This is a genomic window from Corynebacterium breve (assembly GCF_030252165.1).
In the GTDB taxonomy this organism is placed as follows: Bacteria; Actinomycetota; Actinomycetes; order Mycobacteriales; family Mycobacteriaceae; genus Corynebacterium; species Corynebacterium breve.
This window is the reverse complement of sequence record NZ_CP126969.1, coordinates 547753-564552: the sequence shown is the minus strand read 5'-3', so window position 1 is coordinate 564552 and position 16800 is coordinate 547753. Positions and strand designations below refer to the sequence as shown.

The window sequence follows — 16800 nt, the reverse complement described above, 5'->3', positions numbered from 1 at the left end:
TTGAGTGACGAGGAACTCGCTGCGCTCCTTAGGGCGCGCCCAGATACAACCTTTCCATTACCCCCAGGGATCAACCCCTTGGCCACGCGTTTAACGCTCCCGGGTTCACTGTCTCGCGCCGTGCGCACCCTCACGTCCCTCGAAATCGCTGTGCTGGAGAGCGCGGGCGATCTCGGTGCCGAACTTGAGCCGGTTTCCACTGACGCGATCGTCGCTAAGCTGCCTGTCGCTAGCGAGCTTGCACTTGCAGCTATTGAACGTCTCCGTCGCCTAGCGCTACTGTTCGGGGATCAAGATGTGCGGGTGACTCCAGGCGCATTGGGGGCGTTGCCGCAAGGGTGGCGAGTGCTTGACCACGCCCCCGCCACCGTGCAGAAGTTGGTGGAAGGGTTGGATCGTCAACAGCGCGCGGTATTGGACACTTTAGCCAGTTCCGGCGGTGTTGGCTCGACCCATGACGCCGGGCCTGATGCCGACCCTTCGCGACCGATCCCCCAGCTCATCGCGAAAGAGCTACTGGTGCGCGTCAACTCATCAACTGTGCGCCTCCCCCGCCCGGTGCGCGATGCTCTACGCGGTGAAACCCCCCAAGATTTTCCTCTCACTCCCTCCCAACGTTTCTCTAACCACACTGCTCCAAGCCCGCTTATCGACGAGGCCGCAGCCGCACAAGGCCTTGACGCCACAAGGACCATGCGGCGTATTATCACGCGGCTGGGCCATGAGCCTGTGGCATTGAACAAAGACGGATCGGTCGGCGTTCGAGCGTTGAGCACTCTGGCAAAGGAGCTCGACCTGGAAGTTGAAGACCTGGCCTTCCTTATTACTGTGGGCGAGTCTGCGGGACTTATCGGACGCGGTGAAATCGACGTCGACATCAATGGCCTCGCACCGACCAAGGACGCCCCGAACTGGGTTGACGCTCGCATCTCCGAGCAGTGGGCGATCGTGTTTGCCGGCTGGGTCGCGTCCCCTTGGCAAGTCGGCAAACTCAATGGAACCGATGAGCGCGGTCAAACCATCCGGCTCTTGTCCGAATCAATGCACTCCCCCGACGTTCGACGCGCCCGCACGCTTGTCCTGCGCCAATTCGCCCGCACACCCGGAGCCCCACTCACTCTCGACGACGTACTGGCCGATCTCCGCTTCTCCGCCCCCATCCTCGCTTCGGGCATCCGCACCGCGGAAGTCAGCACGATCGTTAGCCAAGCCCACCTGGTCGGGGCGCTCGCACAGCACGCCGCATCCTCCGCCCTTGTCGCTTTGCTTAACGACGAGAACCTCGCCCAGGCCACTTCTGCCTTGGTCCCAGCAGAAGTGTCTTACGTCATCCCGCAAGCCGATATGACGATCTTGGCTCCAGGGCCACTTACCCCGGAATTGCAGTCCGAGCTGGAGCGTTTTGCCATCCTCGAATCCCCTGGGCTTGCAAGTGTGTACCGGGTCAACGAGTCGTCGATACGCAAAGGACTCGATGAGGGACGGCAACCCTCCGAAATCATCGCGTGGTTACATGAGCACTCGCCGACCGGTGTGCCCCAGCCAATGGAGTTCTTAATCAACGATGCCGCCCGCGGACATGGCAGCATTCGTGCCGGCGAGGCCGTGAGCTACATCCGAAGTGAAGATCCCGCCCTAATTACGCAGGCGTCCACACTGCTTAGTCAGGCTTTGACACGCATTGCGCCCCAAGTGGCGGTGTCGCAGCTGCCGCTAACCAAGTTGCTTGCACTTCTACGCGGAGTGGGGTTGCAGCCAACGGCCGAGGATGGATCCGGCGCGTCGATAAGCATGGCGCCCGAGCCGGTACTGGTCACCGCCTCCCCATCAGTGCTGTTGCGTGAGCCACAAGTGGACGATGAGCATATCGCTCGGGCGGTTTCCGCAATCCGCGATGCTGGCGGTGAGGAACAGTCTGGCGAAGAACCTGGCGCCGACGATCACGTGTCGTTGTTGCAAGCAGCGGCGCGGGCCGGCAAGCAGGTGGCGATCGGGTATGTGAACCGTAATGGCCAAGGTAACCAAGTGACAGTCACCCCGTTGTCGGTTAACGCTGGTCAGGTTGATGCGCTCAATCCGAAAAATGGCGCTGTGGTGAGGATCGCATTGCCACGAATTACAAAGGTCATTGTGTTGTAATTCGGCGGTTTTGATTGCTCGCACTGCAGATTTGTTACGTCATTGTTACGCTGATCGTGTTCTTGATACTTGAGAGTTCAACTTTTTTCATACAGACTGCAAAAAGGACGGACAGCATGGCAGCACCCCGCGAGGCAAAGAAGGCAGACACTCGCGCACGCCTCATGCGTGAAACTGCACGGCTTGTCATCACCCAAGGCACAGAACGCACCACGGTCGCGGACGTGGCAGCTGCCGTCGGAGTCTCCGCACGCACATTCCACAACTACTTCACGTCTCGTGAAGAAGCGCTGGAAGAGTTTGCAGCTACTCGCGCCATTCTCCTCAAGGAAGAACTCCGTAGCGCAGGTAGCCACGCAAATCTCATCGACACCGTTGAGGGCCTAGTCCTCGACTCTCTCACTAGCGCACCAATGGAATGCGTGGACAACATCGTTGCGCTGTCCCGCGTGTGCACCATCCTGGAAACCCTCCAGGGCGAGTACACCTGCCCGCTCACGTTCCCAGAGGACGAGAGTGGTGACTTCCGCTTCGCCTTCCAGGCCATCATCGCAATTGCATGGGCCGCAGTCGATGCATATCACCAACTGCCCGAACCCCGCGATCCCTCCGACGGCGAAAACATCGTCCGCGAAGCGTTTGGTCTTGCCCGTCGTCTTTCCGAGATCGAGATCCCCTAAATCGGACGCCGTATTAGAAGACGCGACAATATATTGTGTTCATGTCTCCCAAAAAGAACCGGGAACCCAATCTTTCATTGGGCACAAGTCCTACGCGCAGAGCACAACTGGCCCACATTCACGTTGGATGAACAGCGACCTCCTCGAAGATGTGGACTCCTAGACGTTGCATAATGGGAAGCCGAAGGAAAGGATGTTCCCATGGCGTTAGGCGACGGCCCCTTGATTGTTCAGTCAGATAAGACTGTGCTGCTCGAAGTAGATCATCCACAGGCAAGTCTCGCCCGTGCAGCACTGGCCCCTTTCGCGGAACTGGAACGTGCCCCAGAGCACATCCATACTTACCGAATCACACCACTCGCCTTGTGGAACGCCCGCGCCGCCGGCCACGATGCCGAGCAGGCCGTCGATGTACTCGAACGCTACTCACGCTTCCCAGTGCCGCAGTCCCTGCTGATCGGTGTCGCAGAGACCATGGCGCGCTACGGGCGCGTCCGTCTGTTGAAGCACCCCGCCCACGGGCTGGTGCTGGAGTCCGATGAAGCCCCGATCGTCGAGGAGATATCACGCCACCGCAAGATCACACCGATGCTGGGCGCACGTATCGACGACCACACCGTCCCCGTTCATCCCTCCGAGCGCGGACGCATCAAACAAGAGCTAACGAAAATCGGTTGGCCTGCTGAGGATCTCGCGGGCTACGTCGACGGCGAATCTCATCCCATCGCATTGGATTTCAAGGGTTGGGAGCTGCGCGATTACCAGGAGTACGCCAAGGATTCTTTCTGGGAAGGAGGATCCGGGGTTGTCGTCCTGCCGTGTGGCGCCGGTAAGACGATCGTCGGTGCGGCTTCGATGGCCGAGGCACAAACCACCACGTTAATCTTGGTGACCAACACGGTTGCAGGCCGCCAGTGGCGCGACGAGCTGCTGCGCCGCACCACACTCACCGAAGAAGAGATCGGCGAATACTCCGGCGAGCGCAAAGAGATCCGCCCGGTGACCATCGCCACGTATCAGGTAGTCACACGCAAAACCAAGGGCGAGTATCGCGCATTGGAACTCTTCGATTCTCGCGACTGGGGACTCATCATCTACGACGAAGTCCACCTCCTCCCCGCCCCAGTCTTCCGTATGTCCGCTGACCTGCAATCTCGCCGCCGCTTGGGTCTCACCGCAACGCTCGTGCGCGAGGACGGGCGCGAAGACGACGTCTTCTCCCTCATCGGGCCCAAACGCTACGACGCCCCTTGGAAAGAACTCGAGGCCCAAGGCTTTATCGCGACCGCAGAATGTATCGAAGTGCGCACCACACTCACCGAAGCCGAACGGATGGTCTACGCCACCGCCGAGACCCGCGAACGCTATCGCGTGGCGGCGACAAGTAATGCGAAGCTGCGCGTCGTCGACAAGCTCCTGCGCAAACACGAGGGCCAGCAGACCCTGATTATCGGCGCATACCTCGAGCAACTTGAGCAGATCGCCGCCCACATTGATGCACTGTTGATCGATGGAAAGACCTCCAACAAGAAGCGTGAGGAAGCCTTCAACGCTTTCCGACGAGGCGAGCTCCAAACCCTTGTGGTGTCTAAAGTAGCGAACTTCTCCATTGACCTGCCCGAAGCCGCAGTGGCTATCCAAGTGTCTGGGACCTTCGGTTCGCGCCAGGAAGAGGCCCAACGCCTTGGCAGATTGCTGCGTCCCAAAGCCGACGGATCCGAGGCACACTTCTACACCGTGGTCGCACGAGACACCCTGGATGCCGAATACGCCCTGCACCGCCAGCGCTTTTTGGCGGAACAAGGCTATGCCTACCGCCTCGTGGACTCCTCGGACGTTTAGACTGGTATTCCATGAGCGGGATGAAAGTTTTCAAGTTCGACGTCGACGAAGCATTTGCCAAGAAGAACAACGAAATGCTTAAGGACACCAATCGCCTGGTGATCTCCGGCATCTCACTTTTTGTTCTAAGCGAAATCGCGGCTGTGCTGATCTGGTTGTTTGTCTCACCGGACTCACCGTGGCGACTCCTCGGCACCCTGAGCCTCGCCCTTTTCGGCCTCATGATGCTCATCGTCGCCTTCGCGGTCCCACGATCAGTGGGAAACGCCCAGAGCCTCTACGACCGCTACCCCCTTGCCGCCGGCACTATCGCCGAAGTCGCTGACCGTGACTTTGTCATCATGGCGCTGGTCAACACAAACGTTGATCCCGCCCTTCCTCCGCGCTGGGGAGCAGCCCTTCGTACTGTCACTCGCATCAACGGCGTAGAGCCGAAACTTGGCGCCAAAATCCCGGTAGTCGCAGTCCAAGGACAACGCACCAGCCGTGACACCGACCATTGGCACGAGATCTCCCCAATGCCAATTGCTTGGGGAACACCCGACCAAGAAGTGGTAGCCGAAGCCCGCAAGGCAATCCCTCAGGATCACTGGCAAAAACTAGAAAAGGCACGCAAACGCCTCGACGAAGTAAAAGCCACCCCCAACAATCTCCTGGTTCTCTAAATGACAGTTCAACGACTTCAACCATTCGGCGAAACAATATTCGCCACCATGACCGCGAGGGCCGTTGAATTCAACGCGATCAACCTCGGCCAAGGCTTTCCCGACTCGGACGGCCCCACTCGCATGCTTGAGATTGCGCGCGAAGAGATCGCCGCGGGCAACAATCAATACGGTCCCGGTCGTGGCATGCTTGCACTGCGCGAGGCCATCTCGCGCCAACGACTCCGCGACTACAACGTAGCCTATGACCCCGACACCGAGGTCTTAGTCACCGTGGGAGCCACCGAAGGGATCACCGCCACCGTCCTCGGCCTTGTAGAGCCCGGTTCCGAAGTCATCGTCCTCGAGCCCTACTACGACGCCTACGCGGCCGCCATCGCCTTGGCAGGCGCGCACCGAGTGTCGGTCCCATTAGTTACGGCCGGAAACAGCTGGACGGTGGATGTCGACGCCGTCCGAGCGGCGATCACTGACCGCACCGCCATGATCATTGTGAATTCACCGCACAACCCGACGGGATCCGTTTTCGCGGCTGCAGACCTCGAAGAGCTCGCCGAAGTGGCCGTCTCTTGCGACCTCCTAGTGCTATCCGACGAAGTCTACGAGCACTTGCTTTTCGACGACCATACCCACACCGCCTTGGCTTCCCTCCCCGGGATGTTCGAACGCACGGTCACCGTGTCCTCCGCAGCGAAAACGTTTAACGCAACCGGCTGGAAGACTGGATGGGCTCTGGCTCCAGTTGAGCTGATGGAAGGAATCATCAAAGCGAAACAGTTCATGACTTACGTCGGTGCGACCCCATTCCAACCTGCGGTTGCATGGGCTTTGGATAATGCGGGCGACTGGCTCCAAGGTATGGTCGCTGAACTCGCCGAGGGGAGAGACCTTCTCCAAGAAGCGTTGCGAGCCACAGGACTGCAGGTACACGACACGCACGGCACATACTTCACTGTTGTCGACCTTCCCACCGGCTACGACGGAGTAAAATTCTGTATGGACTTACCTGAAAAGGCTGGTCTTGCGGCGATTCCCGTCGAAGTCTTTACGGACCAATCAGAATCATGGCGCCGACAGGTCAGGTTTGCCTTTTGCAAGAAACCCGAGACACTTTCACGAGCATCATCCCTACTTGCCCAGCTTTCATTCTAAGGAGACAAACCGACCATGCGTATCGCCATTGCGATCATCATCTTCATCGCGGTCCTGGTGACTGGGCCTTTGTGGTTTGCAGGCCTGCTCGGCATTTTCCCGTCCGAATCACTGGAGTTCATGAGCGGCTTCATCACAGTCTTCGTCGCAGCAGCTGCCGCTGGCACCTACTGGTGGATCAGCAGTCCACGCGACGACGCGAAGTAGTGTCAATCCGTACAGTGGTGGCCGTTTTAGGTGGTGTCGGTACCCCGGCAGGTGGTAAAACGTGCATCATTGTTCAGACACCGTGCCCCCCTTTGACCGCTACCACCGTACAGTGGTGGCCGTTTCAGGTGGTGCAGGTACCCCGGCAGGTGGTAAAACGTGCATCATTGTTCACCACCCGGGCTCACAACAAGAAAAAGGAGGGCACATTCCCCCACACCCCCAAGCACCCACCACACACAGCAGGGGCGCTCACACGGGGTGTGGGAAGAACATACCCTCCACACACAAACACTATTCAATTATCCTATTTACATATAGGCCGGCGGTAACTTACTCTCCCACACCCTCCCAGGTGCAGTACCATCAGCGCGGGCGGGCTTAGCTTCCGGGTTCGGAATGGGACCGGGCGTTTCCCCGCCGCCATCAACCACCGACACACCTAAAAACGGCACATCGATCAATCCAGCGAACAAGTGGACCACACAACACACACCACACGGTGCATGCCATGCACATAATCATTCAGATGCGCCTGACACGTATTGTGTCAGACACTGCACAGTGGACGCGAACACCAAACCTCATCAGTGATCAAACAAATTTTTACTCGCTGCATCACCACACACAAAAGTGCGGGTATGTGTTTGTCGGCATATTAGTACCAGTCACCTCCACACCTTACGATGCTTCCAGATCTGGCCTATCAACCCCATAGTCTCTAGGGAACCTCAAAAGAAACCTCATCTCAAAACAGGCTTCCCGCTTAGATGCTTTCAGCGGTTATCCCTCCCGTACGTAGCCAACCAGCTATGCCCTTGGTAGGACAACTGGCACACCAGAGGTACGTCCGTCCCGGTCCTCTCGTACTAGGGACAGCCTTCTTCAAGTTTCAACGCGCGCGGCGGATAGAGACCGAACTGTCTCACGACGTTCTGAACCCAGCTCGCGTGCCGCTTTAATGGGCGAACAGCCCAACCCTTGGGACCTACTCCAGCCCCAGGATGCGACGAGCCGACATCGAGGTGCCAAACCATCCCGTCGATATGGACTCTTGGGGAAGATCAGCCTGTTATCCCCGGGGTACCTTTTATCCGTTGAGCGACACCACATCCACAAGTAGGTGCCGGATCACTAGTCCCGACTTTCGTCCCTGCTCGACCTGTCAGTCTCGCAGTCAAGCTCCCTTGTGCACTTACACTCACCACCTGATTGCCAACCAGGCTGAGGGAACCTTTGGGCGCCTCCGTTACATTTTAGGAGGCAACCGCCCCAGTTAAACTACCCACCAGGCACTGTCCCCAACCCAGATCATGGGCCAAGGTTCAGGTATCCAATACAGTCAGAGTGGTATTTCAACAACGACTCCACCACCACTAGCGTGGCCGCTTCACAGTCTCCCACCTATCCTACACAAACCGCATCGAACACCAATACCAAGCTATAGTGAAGGTCCCGGGGTCTTTTCGTCCTGCCGCGCGAAACGAGCATCTTTACTCGTACTGCAATTTCACCGGGCCTGTGGTTGAGACAGCAGGGAAGTCGTTACGCCATTCGTGCAGGTCGGAACTTACCCGACAAGGAATTTCGCTACCTTAGGATGGTTATAGTTACCACCGCCGTTTACTGGGGCTTAAATTCTCCGCTTCGAACACAAAGTCCTAACAGGTCCTCTTAACCTTCCAGCACCGGGCAGGCGTCAGTCCGTATACATCAACTTCAACGTCTTCGCACGGACCTGTGTTTTTGATAAACAGTCGCTTCCCTCTATTCTCTGCGACCACCACACGCTCAACAAAGAAAATCTGATCACATGCGATGGTCCCCCTTCTCCCGAAGTTACGGGGGCATTTTGCCGAGTTCCTTAACCACAGTTCACCCGACCGCCTTAGTATTCTCTACCTGACTACCTGTGTCGGTTTAGGGTACGGGCCGTCCACGCACTCGCTAGAGGCTTTTCTCGACAGCATAGGATCACCAACATCACCCCAAAGGGCTACGCATCACGCCTCACACAAAAAAGCACCGGATTTACCAAGCACTCGTGCCACACGCTTACACCACACACCATTAGGTGGCTCGGCTACCTTCCTGCGTCACCCCATCACTGAACTACTACAGATCAGGCCCTACGCACGCACCAACCACACACCCGAAGGCACATGATCAGATTATGGGTAGTTAGTATCACTGCCTCACTCTTGAACGCACATGAACGGGTACGGGAATATCAACCCGTTAACCATCGACTACGCCTGTCGGCCTCGCCTTAGGACCCGACTCACCCTGGGAAGACGAACTTGACCCAGGAACCCTTAGTCATTCGGCGGATAAGATTCTCACTTACCACTCGTTACTCATGCCTGCATTCTCACTCGCACACAGTCCACACCCCCTCACGGTAATGCTTCACCCCATGCACGACGCTCCCCTACCCAATACAAAATATTGCCGCGGCTTCGGCGGTGTACTTGAGCCCCACTACATTGTCGGCGCAGAACCACTCGACCAGTGAGCTATTACGCACTCTTTCAAGGATGGCTGCTTCTAAGCCAACCTCCTGGCTGTCTTCGCGATCCCACATCCTTTTCCACTTAGTACACCCTTAGGGGCCTTAACCGGCGATCTGGGCTGTTTCCCTCTCGACTACGAAGCTTATCCCCCGCAGTCTCACTGCCATGCATCACTTCACCGGCATTCGGAGTTTGGCTGACATTGCTAAGATAATAGTCCCGCTCAACCAACCAGTAGCTCTACCTCCGGCAAGCTAACACAACGCTGCACCTAAATGCATTTCGGGGAGAACCAGCTATCACGGAGTTTGATTGGCCTTTCACCCCTACCCACAACTCATCCCCTCAGTTTTCAACCTAAGTGGGTTCGCGCCTCCACAAAGTCTTACCTCTGCTTCACACTGGCCATGGGTAGATCACCCCGCTTCGGGTCCAGGACATGCCACTCAAACACACAAATTTAGTATTCGCTTTCGCTACGACTACCCCACACGGGTTAACCTCGCGACATGCCGCTGACTCGCAGGCTCATTCTTCAAAAGGCACGCCATCGCACATAAGAAGTGCTCTGACGGATTGTAAACACACGGTTTCAGGAACTATTTCACTCCCCTCCCGGGGTACTTTTCACCATTCCCTCACGGTACTATCCGCTATCGGTCACACTAAGTATTCAGGCTTACCGGGTGGTCCCGGCAGATTCACAGCAGATTCCACGAGCCCGCTGCTACTCGGGACAACAACAACACACACAACCACGCCTTCATGTACAGGACTCTCACCTTGTTCCGTAGGCCATCCCAGACCACTTCCACTAACGCTTCGCGCACGCTCCAGGTCAACAGCCCTGAACAGTTGCATCCCACAACACCACACACGCAACCCCTGTCAGGTATCACACGCATACGGTTTAGCCATCATCCACGTTCGCTCGCCGCTACTAGCAGAATCATTACATTATTTTCTCTTCCTACGGGTACTGAGATGTTTCACTTCCCCGCGTCACCCCCACACCGACTATGAATTCACCGGCAGGTAACACCACATAACTGGTGCTGGGTTTCCCCATTCGGACATCCTCGGATCAACGCTTAGTTGGCAACTCCCCGAGGCATAACGCAGCCTCACACGTCCTTCATCGGCTTAGCATGCCAAGGCATCCACCATGTGCCCATAAAAAACACACACAACCACCAACAAACAGTCAATGGATGAACACAACAAACAAAAAAACACAAAAAAGAATAAAGATGCTCGCGTCCACTATACAGTTCTCACACAACACAACCACCACACGGAAGCAACCACACAACACGATCACCCCACGACATGACAGTCACCCACAAGGACAATGCTGCCCCAGACACCCAACAGCGCACCAACATACCCCACACCACGACACAACACCGCAGCATGCACATTCATGGAAAGACATCTAACCCAGCATGCACCCGAACACACAACAACGTGTATCGGTATGCCTCCACCCGGATTTTTAAAAAAAACACAGCAGCAACACATCCGGTCACTTAACTGCCTTCACCAACAACTGTTGATGGAAAAAACAAACTCCTTAGAAAGGAGGTGATCCAGCCGCACCTTCCGGTACGGCTACCTTGTTACGACTTCGTCCCAATCGCCGATCCCACCTTCGACAGCTCCCTCACAAGGATAGGCCACTGGCTTCGGGTGTTACCAACTTTCATGACGTGACGGGCGGTGTGTACAAGGCCCGGGAACGTATTCACCGCAGCAATGCTGATCTGCGATTACTAGCGACTCCGACTTCATGGGGTCGAGTTGCAGACCCCAATCCGAACTGAGGCCGGCTTTGTGCGATTAGCTCCACCTCACAGTGTCGCAACGCGCTGTACCGACCATTGTAGCATGTGTGAAGCCCTGGACATAAGGGGCATGATGATTTGACGTCATCCCCACCTTCCTCCGAGTTAACCCCGGCAGTCTCTCATGAGTCCCCACCATCACGTGCTGGCAACATAAGACAAGGGTTGCGCTCGTTGCGGGACTTAACCCAACATCTCACGACACGAGCTGACGACAACCATGCACCACCTGTATACAAGCCACAAGGGAAACCATATCTCTATGGCGATCTTATATATGTCAAGCCCAGGTAAGGTTCTTCGCGTTGCATCGAATTAATCCACATGCTCCGCCGCTTGTGCGGGCCCCCGTCAATTCCTTTGAGTTTTAGCCTTGCGGCCGTACTCCCCAGGCGGGGCGCTTAATGCGTTAGCTACGGCACAAGAAACGTGGAAGTCCCTCACACCTAGCGCCCACCGTTTACAGCATGGACTACCAGGGTATCTAATCCTGTTCGCTACCCATGCTTTCGCTCCTCAGCGTCAGTCACTGCCCAGAGACCTGCCTTCGCCATCGGTGTTCCTCCTGATATCTGCGCATTTCACCGCTACACCAGGAATTCCAGTCTCCCCTACAGCACTCAAGTTATGCCCGTATCGCCTGCACTCCCGGAGTTAAGCCCCGGACTTCCACAGACGACGCGACAAACCACCTACGAGCTCTTTACGCCCAGTAATTCCGGACAACGCTCGCACCCTACGTATTACCGCGGCTGCTGGCACGTAGTTAGCCGGTGCTTCTTATCTAGGTACCGTCACTTACGCTTCGTCCCTAGCGAAAGGAGTTTACAACCCGAAGGCCGTCATCCCCCACGCGGCGTCGCTGCATCAGGCTTCCGCCCATTGTGCAATATTCCCCACTGCTGCCTCCCGTAGGAGTCTGGGCCGTATCTCAGTCCCAATGTGGCCGTACACCCTCTCAGGCCGGCTACCCGTCGACGCCTTGGTAGGCCATTACCCCACCAACAAGCTGATAGGCCGCAAGCTCATCCCGTACCGCAAAAGCTTTCCACTTACGTGAATATCCGGTATTAGACCCAGTTTCCCAAGCTTATCCCGAAGTACAGGGCAGATAACCCACGTGTTACTCACCCGTTCGCCACTCGAGTACCCTGCAAGCAGGGCCTTTCCGTTCGACTTGCATGTGTTAAGCACGCCGCCAGCGTTCATCCTGAGCCAGGATCAAACTCTCCACAAAAACATTTCAGAAGAAACATCAAGCAAAAAGCCCGAAAACCCAACCAAAACAACACTGACAAACAACAAAAAATATCATTCGCCAATTGTCCAAAAAATTACAAAACAACCACTGACCCCCATCCCTTGACGAGGAACAAAACAAAGGGCCAGCAAACAATCATCAACAAACTAAAAAGTCCATCAACAAAAACAAAAATGTCTTCATTCACAAACCAGTCCGCAACAATCATGCATCTTGTACCGCTATCAAAAAACAACACGCACCCCACGAAAAAGCACGCATCACCGGCACACACCCACCACACAACCCCACAACAGGATCACGCAGCCGGCACACACAAAAGCCACACACCAATCCACAAACAAAAGTACATTGGCACACTATCGAGTTCTCACACAACATTCGCACGCTTCTCTGCGGTTTCTTTCGAACCCGGTTTGAAGCAGCGGATTTAGAACTTACCTTCATGATCTGATCTGTGTCAAATCTGCTGGTATTTGGTTCTTTGTCTCACCTGGTTAACCTCGCGGTTACCGTTGCGGTGGCGACTTGAAGAACTATATCCAGCTCGAATGAAATTGGTCAAATCCCCTGGTTAACAGCACAATTGTTCGTCGTTAAGCGAAAGCTTAGTGATACACCGCGAGTAGACCGTCTGGGCCGTCGATGACTTTGACTTCGGTATTGAAGATGTCAGTAAGTAGGTCAGACTGGAGTACTTCCTCGGGCGTACCGAACGCACTGATCTGGCCGTCCTTGACCGCACAAATGTAGTCGGCGTAACGGGCTGCAAAGTTGATGTCATGAAGTACAACGATGATCGTCCGCCCGAATTTCTGAGCCGCTTCCTGCAGGTGCTGCATCATTTGGACGGAATGCGCGATGTCGAGGTTGTTCAAAGGCTCGTCGAGAAGGACGTAGTCAGTCTCTTGGCATAAGACCATTGCCACGTAGGCGCGCTGTCGCTGTCCACCGGAGAGCTGGTCAAGATAGCGGTTTTCGAGTTCAGTGAGGTGAAGGAAGTCGATGTACTTGGTGATGATTTCCTCGTCCTCGGCGTTGAGTCGTCCCTGTGTGTACGGGAAACGGCCAAATCCAACCAACTGGCGCACGGTGAGCTTGGTAACGAAGTGATTTTCCTGGCGCAGGATCGAGATGACCTTGGCTAAGTCCTTGGACTTCGTTTTAGAGATGTCGTGCTGCGCAACGGTAACGGCACCGGAGTCGATGGCCAGAAGGCGTCCGATCATCGTGAGAAGAGTTGACTTACCTGCACCATTGGGCCCCACGAGTGCGGTGATTCCTCCCGCGGGTATCTCCAGATTGACAGGACCGATCGCAACATCAGAGTTGTACTCCTTGCGAACATTAGTAAGTGTAATCACAGTCGACCCTTTCTCAGTACGACGACTAGGAACACGATGCCGCCCACCATTTCGATGATGATGGACACAACGCCCTGCGCGTAGAAAATGTGGTTCATGATGAAGTAGGCGCCGGTAAGCACAACGAATCCGATTAGCGCAGCCATCGGAAAGATGAAGCGATGATCGTAGGTTTCGGCGAACTGATACGCCAAGGTTGCTACGAGGAACCCAAGGAACGTCATCGGCCCAACCAGTGCGGTGGACACAGCCATCAAAATGCTGACCATAATCAAGGTGCCAATGGCATGGAACTTGTAGTTCACACCGAGATTAATCGCGGCATCTCGACCCAAAGCGAGGACGTTGAGTCGACGTGAGTTCAGGTACAACACCACCACTGCCACCGCGATGAGTGGTATCGCCACAGGGTAGTACGACGCATCGGCGTTATTGACCGAGCCGAACATTCGCGCTGTAAGCACGTCGAATTCGCTGGGAGTCAGCATGCGCTGCATGAATGTCGACACGCTGCCAAGACCTGCGCCGATAATAATTCCGATCAGCAGCATCGCGTGCATGTTGCTGTTCTTCCCGGTCAAAAGCCACGCGTACAGCAGTAATGACAGACCGACCATCAACACGATTTGAAGCACGAACATCTCTAAGTTTCGGGCATTGATCAGCCCAGATGCACCGAAGAAGAACACGGTAGAGGTGTGAATCACGGTGTAGAGCGACTCAAAGCCCATGATTGAGGGCGTAATAATGCGGTTATTGGTCACGGTCTGGAACGACACCGTCGCCATCGCTTGGCACAGCGCAACGATGGCCATCGCGATGACGGCATCGAGACGGCGCTCTGCAATAAGCCAAAACCCACGGCTGCCAAATTCCATTGGGTTGTCCCAGGCTAAAAGCCCTGCAGTAAACAGGCCTGCTGCAAGAAGCATCGAGCACAGGACGATCCAATACCGACGAGCGGACTTGGAAGATTGAAACGCCCCGACCTCGCGACGAGTATTTTTGCTGAGCACTAGGGTTCTAGCCACGACGCGTCTGCCTCACAATCAAGATGACGAAGACGATGGCACCGACAATGCCCAGGATGACGGAAACCGGCATCTCGAACGGCGCGATGATGGTCCTACCGATGAGGTCACAGATCACGACGATCGCGATACCGAGCAGGCAGACCCAAGGAAGATTCGAACGAAGATCGTCTCCGCGGTACATGCTGACAATGTTGGGCACGATCAGACCCAAGAACGGCAACGAGCCCACGGCCACCGTCACCACCCCCGTCGCGATGGAGACAAGTCCGGTGCCGATCAAAATGATGCGGTTGTAGTTCACGCCGACATTTGTCGCGACCTCTTCCCCTAGTCCGGCAACGGTGAGGCGGTCAGCATAGAAAAACACCGCTACGACGACGATCGCCACGATCCACAACACCTCGTATTGTCCAGCGACAATGTCGGTGAAGGTTCCAGCGAACCACACGCCGAGCTGCTGCAACATATCGGTCTGCAGTGCAAAGAAAGTAGAAACCGAACCGACGACTGCGCCCAACATGATGCCGATGATCGGAACGATCAAACTGGATCGCAGGGTTACGCGGCGCAGGAAAAGGAAGAAAATCATGGTCCCGATGAAGGCGAAGATCACCGCGCCTGCCATGCGCTGCAGGATCGTCGCGGCCGGTGCGAAATACAGGACAAAAAGTAGACCAAGCCCGGCCCACTCGGTGGTTCCCGTGGTCGTCGGTTCTACAAAGCGGTTCTGGGTAAGCAGCTGCATGACCAAGCCCGACATCGCCATTGCGGCTCCGGCAAGCGCAAGAGCCAGCGTTCTCGGAATGCGGGTAATGGCAAACATCTCGCCGCCGTCGTCCGCGCCGAAGATGTCGTACTGCCCCACGAACAGGGACAATGCGAGTAGGGCGAGAACAGCAACGCTTGCAACCACGAGCCTCCAATCGATTACTCGTGATCGGGTCCGTGGTTTTTCAGCGCGGGCGGCGACTTCCGTCATTTACTTTGCGGCCTCAAATGCGTCGGCGATATCGTTCAGAATCTCGGTATACGTAATGATTGATTCATTAGTGTAAGTGTCGTTTGGCGCGTAGACGACATGGCCCTCGTTAATTGCCGTGACGTTTTGTAGTGCCTGGGATTCCTCCACCACCGCTTTGGCAGGCTTTGAGCCTTCTGCAGTGCTGGTGCCAGCGTCGCGATCAAGCACGAGCAGCCAATCTGGGTTGGACTGCGCAATCGCTTCAACGGAGATGTCGTCGCCCTCGTGGTTCGACGATCCTTCAGGCACCTCGAGTGCTGGGGTCAAGCCGATCAGATCGAAGATCGGACCGTAGGTACGTCCGACAGTCGGAGCGACGTAACCAATGTTGCCACCGGAAACGTTGATGGCCATGACCTTCTTCTCCGGATCGTATGCTGCCTTGGCGCGCTCGACTGCGTCCGTGAAGTCCTGCACCAAAGAATCAGCTTCCGCTTCTTTGCCAAAGATCTTCCCGAGTTCTTCCACCTGGCGGATTAGCTCTTCGTCAAACGGCTCTCCGTCACGGGGCTCAAAGTCCACGATCGGGGTATCAGGGTTGAGCTTGGCGATCGCCTCCGCGTGAGAAGTGAAGCGCTGGCCGTTGATGATCAGGTCGGGCTCAGCCGCAGTTAGCAATTCAAGATCGGGCTCACGGTGATTACCGATATTCAAAATCTCACTGTTTTCGGAGTATCCGATGGTGTTCGGCATCAAATCGATTGGCGCTGCGACCAGATCGACACCCCACTGCTCAAGCACCTCAAAGGTGCGGTTGTCCAGCGACGCGGCGGAAGTCGGCGGACTAGGAACGGTTTGGGTTCCGTTGTTGTCTTCGACTTCGATCGTGTTTACAGAATCGCTTGACGACGACGCGTTGTCCGTCGGTGCAGCGCCTTCCGAACACGATACGAGCAGCAGTGATGCACTTGCAACGATTGCCACGAGTGCCTTTGGGGTAGAAAGTCGTGCGACCATCAGTCTCTCCCTTTTGTTCAAGTTAGGTTAGCCTTACCTGACTTAATTTAGCGTTCGGGCCTTTGGTAGCCAACCCTAACTCCGATGAGTCTGATTATTGAATCACATAACCCCAAGAAAA

At 55.8% G+C, this 16800-nt stretch carries 10 protein-coding genes and 3 rRNA genes; 6 read left to right on the top strand and 7 right to left on the bottom strand.

Features of this window, described 5'->3' with window-relative positions; all coding sequences use genetic code 11:
* The first annotated feature begins 78 nt into the window (after positions 1–78).
* The 6 genes from QP027_RS02825 to QP027_RS02800 all read left to right on the top strand — a co-directional run bounded on the left by QP027_RS02825 (position 79) and on the right by QP027_RS02800 (position 6685).
* The gene (locus QP027_RS02825) at positions 79–2139 is read left to right on the top strand and encodes a helicase-associated domain-containing protein (protein ID WP_284825829.1); all 2061 of its coding nucleotides are present in this window, start codon (positions 79–81) and stop codon (positions 2137–2139) included.
* A gap of 116 nt (positions 2140–2255) precedes the next feature.
* A complete protein-coding gene (locus tag QP027_RS02820; RefSeq protein WP_284825828.1) occupies positions 2256–2819 on the top strand; it encodes a TetR family transcriptional regulator in 564 nt (187 codons plus the stop codon).
* 201 nt (positions 2820–3020) lie between these two features.
* Complete coding sequence (locus tag QP027_RS02815) at positions 3021–4661, top strand: DNA repair helicase XPB (protein WP_284825826.1); 1641 nt, start codon at positions 3021–3023, stop codon at positions 4659–4661.
* A gap of 20 nt (positions 4662–4681) precedes the next feature.
* Complete coding sequence (locus QP027_RS02810) at positions 4682–5326, top strand: DUF3239 domain-containing protein (RefSeq protein ID WP_284826893.1); 645 nt, start codon at positions 4682–4684, stop codon at positions 5324–5326.
* Positions 5327–6478, top strand: a complete 1152-nt coding sequence (locus tag QP027_RS02805; protein WP_284825824.1) for a pyridoxal phosphate-dependent aminotransferase — start codon at positions 5327–5329, stop codon at positions 6476–6478.
* 15 nt (positions 6479–6493) lie between these two features.
* Complete coding sequence (locus QP027_RS02800) at positions 6494–6685, top strand: hypothetical protein (protein WP_284825823.1); 192 nt, start codon at positions 6494–6496, stop codon at positions 6683–6685.
* A gap of 320 nt (positions 6686–7005) precedes the next feature.
* Here the strand turns inward: QP027_RS02800 and rrf are convergent.
* From rrf to QP027_RS02765, 7 genes are all read right to left on the bottom strand, one after another.
* Positions 7006–7123: ribosomal RNA gene (rrf, locus tag QP027_RS02795) — 5S ribosomal RNA — on the bottom strand.
* A gap of 199 nt (positions 7124–7322) precedes the next feature.
* Positions 7323–10386: ribosomal RNA gene (locus tag QP027_RS02790) — 23S ribosomal RNA — on the bottom strand.
* 389 nt (positions 10387–10775) lie between these two features.
* Positions 10776–12279 (bottom strand): 16S ribosomal RNA (locus QP027_RS02785).
* Together the 16S, 23S and 5S rRNA genes form the textbook arrangement of a ribosomal RNA operon.
* A gap of 632 nt (positions 12280–12911) precedes the next feature.
* Positions 12912–13667 (bottom strand): iron ABC transporter ATP-binding protein, encoded by a 756-nt coding sequence (locus tag QP027_RS02780; protein WP_284825821.1) that lies wholly within the window; start codon positions 13665–13667, stop codon positions 12912–12914.
* On the bottom strand, positions 13664–14698 hold the full coding sequence (locus QP027_RS02775; RefSeq protein WP_284825819.1) for an iron chelate uptake ABC transporter family permease subunit: 1035 nt from the start codon (positions 14696–14698) through the stop codon (positions 13664–13666). The genes QP027_RS02780 and QP027_RS02775 overlap by 4 nt, the downstream gene beginning before the upstream one ends.
* Positions 14691–15680 carry an ABC transporter permease gene (locus QP027_RS02770; RefSeq protein ID WP_284825817.1) on the bottom strand — a complete coding sequence of 330 codons (990 nt, stop codon included), beginning with the start codon at positions 15678–15680 and terminating at the stop codon, positions 14691–14693. Before QP027_RS02770 ends, QP027_RS02775 begins: the two co-directional genes overlap by 8 nt.
* Entirely contained in the window at positions 15681–16679 is a 999-nt protein-coding gene (locus tag QP027_RS02765; protein WP_284825814.1) for a siderophore ABC transporter substrate-binding protein, read from the bottom strand.
* Positions 16680–16800 lie beyond the last annotated feature (121 nt).

What these genes read in the sequence shown, in the direction of transcription:
- QP027_RS02765 (WP_284825814.1), bottom strand. Translation starts at nt 16,679, where the DNA reads ATGGTCGCACGACTTTCTACCCCAAAGGCACTCGTGGCAATCGTTGCA.
- QP027_RS02815 (WP_284825826.1), top strand. Translation starts at nt 3,021, where the DNA reads ATGGCGTTAGGCGACGGCCCCTTGATTGTTCAGTCAGATAAGACTGTG.
- QP027_RS02800 (WP_284825823.1), top strand. Translation starts at nt 6,494, where the DNA reads ATGCGTATCGCCATTGCGATCATCATCTTCATCGCGGTCCTGGTGACT.
- QP027_RS02820 (WP_284825828.1), top strand. Translation starts at nt 2,256, where the DNA reads ATGGCAGCACCCCGCGAGGCAAAGAAGGCAGACACTCGCGCACGCCTC.
- QP027_RS02805 (WP_284825824.1), top strand. Translation starts at nt 5,327, where the DNA reads ATGACAGTTCAACGACTTCAACCATTCGGCGAAACAATATTCGCCACC.
- QP027_RS02770 (WP_284825817.1), bottom strand. Translation starts at nt 15,680, where the DNA reads ATGACGGAAGTCGCCGCCCGCGCTGAAAAACCACGGACCCGATCACGA.
- QP027_RS02810 (WP_284826893.1), top strand. Translation starts at nt 4,682, where the DNA reads ATGAAAGTTTTCAAGTTCGACGTCGACGAAGCATTTGCCAAGAAGAAC.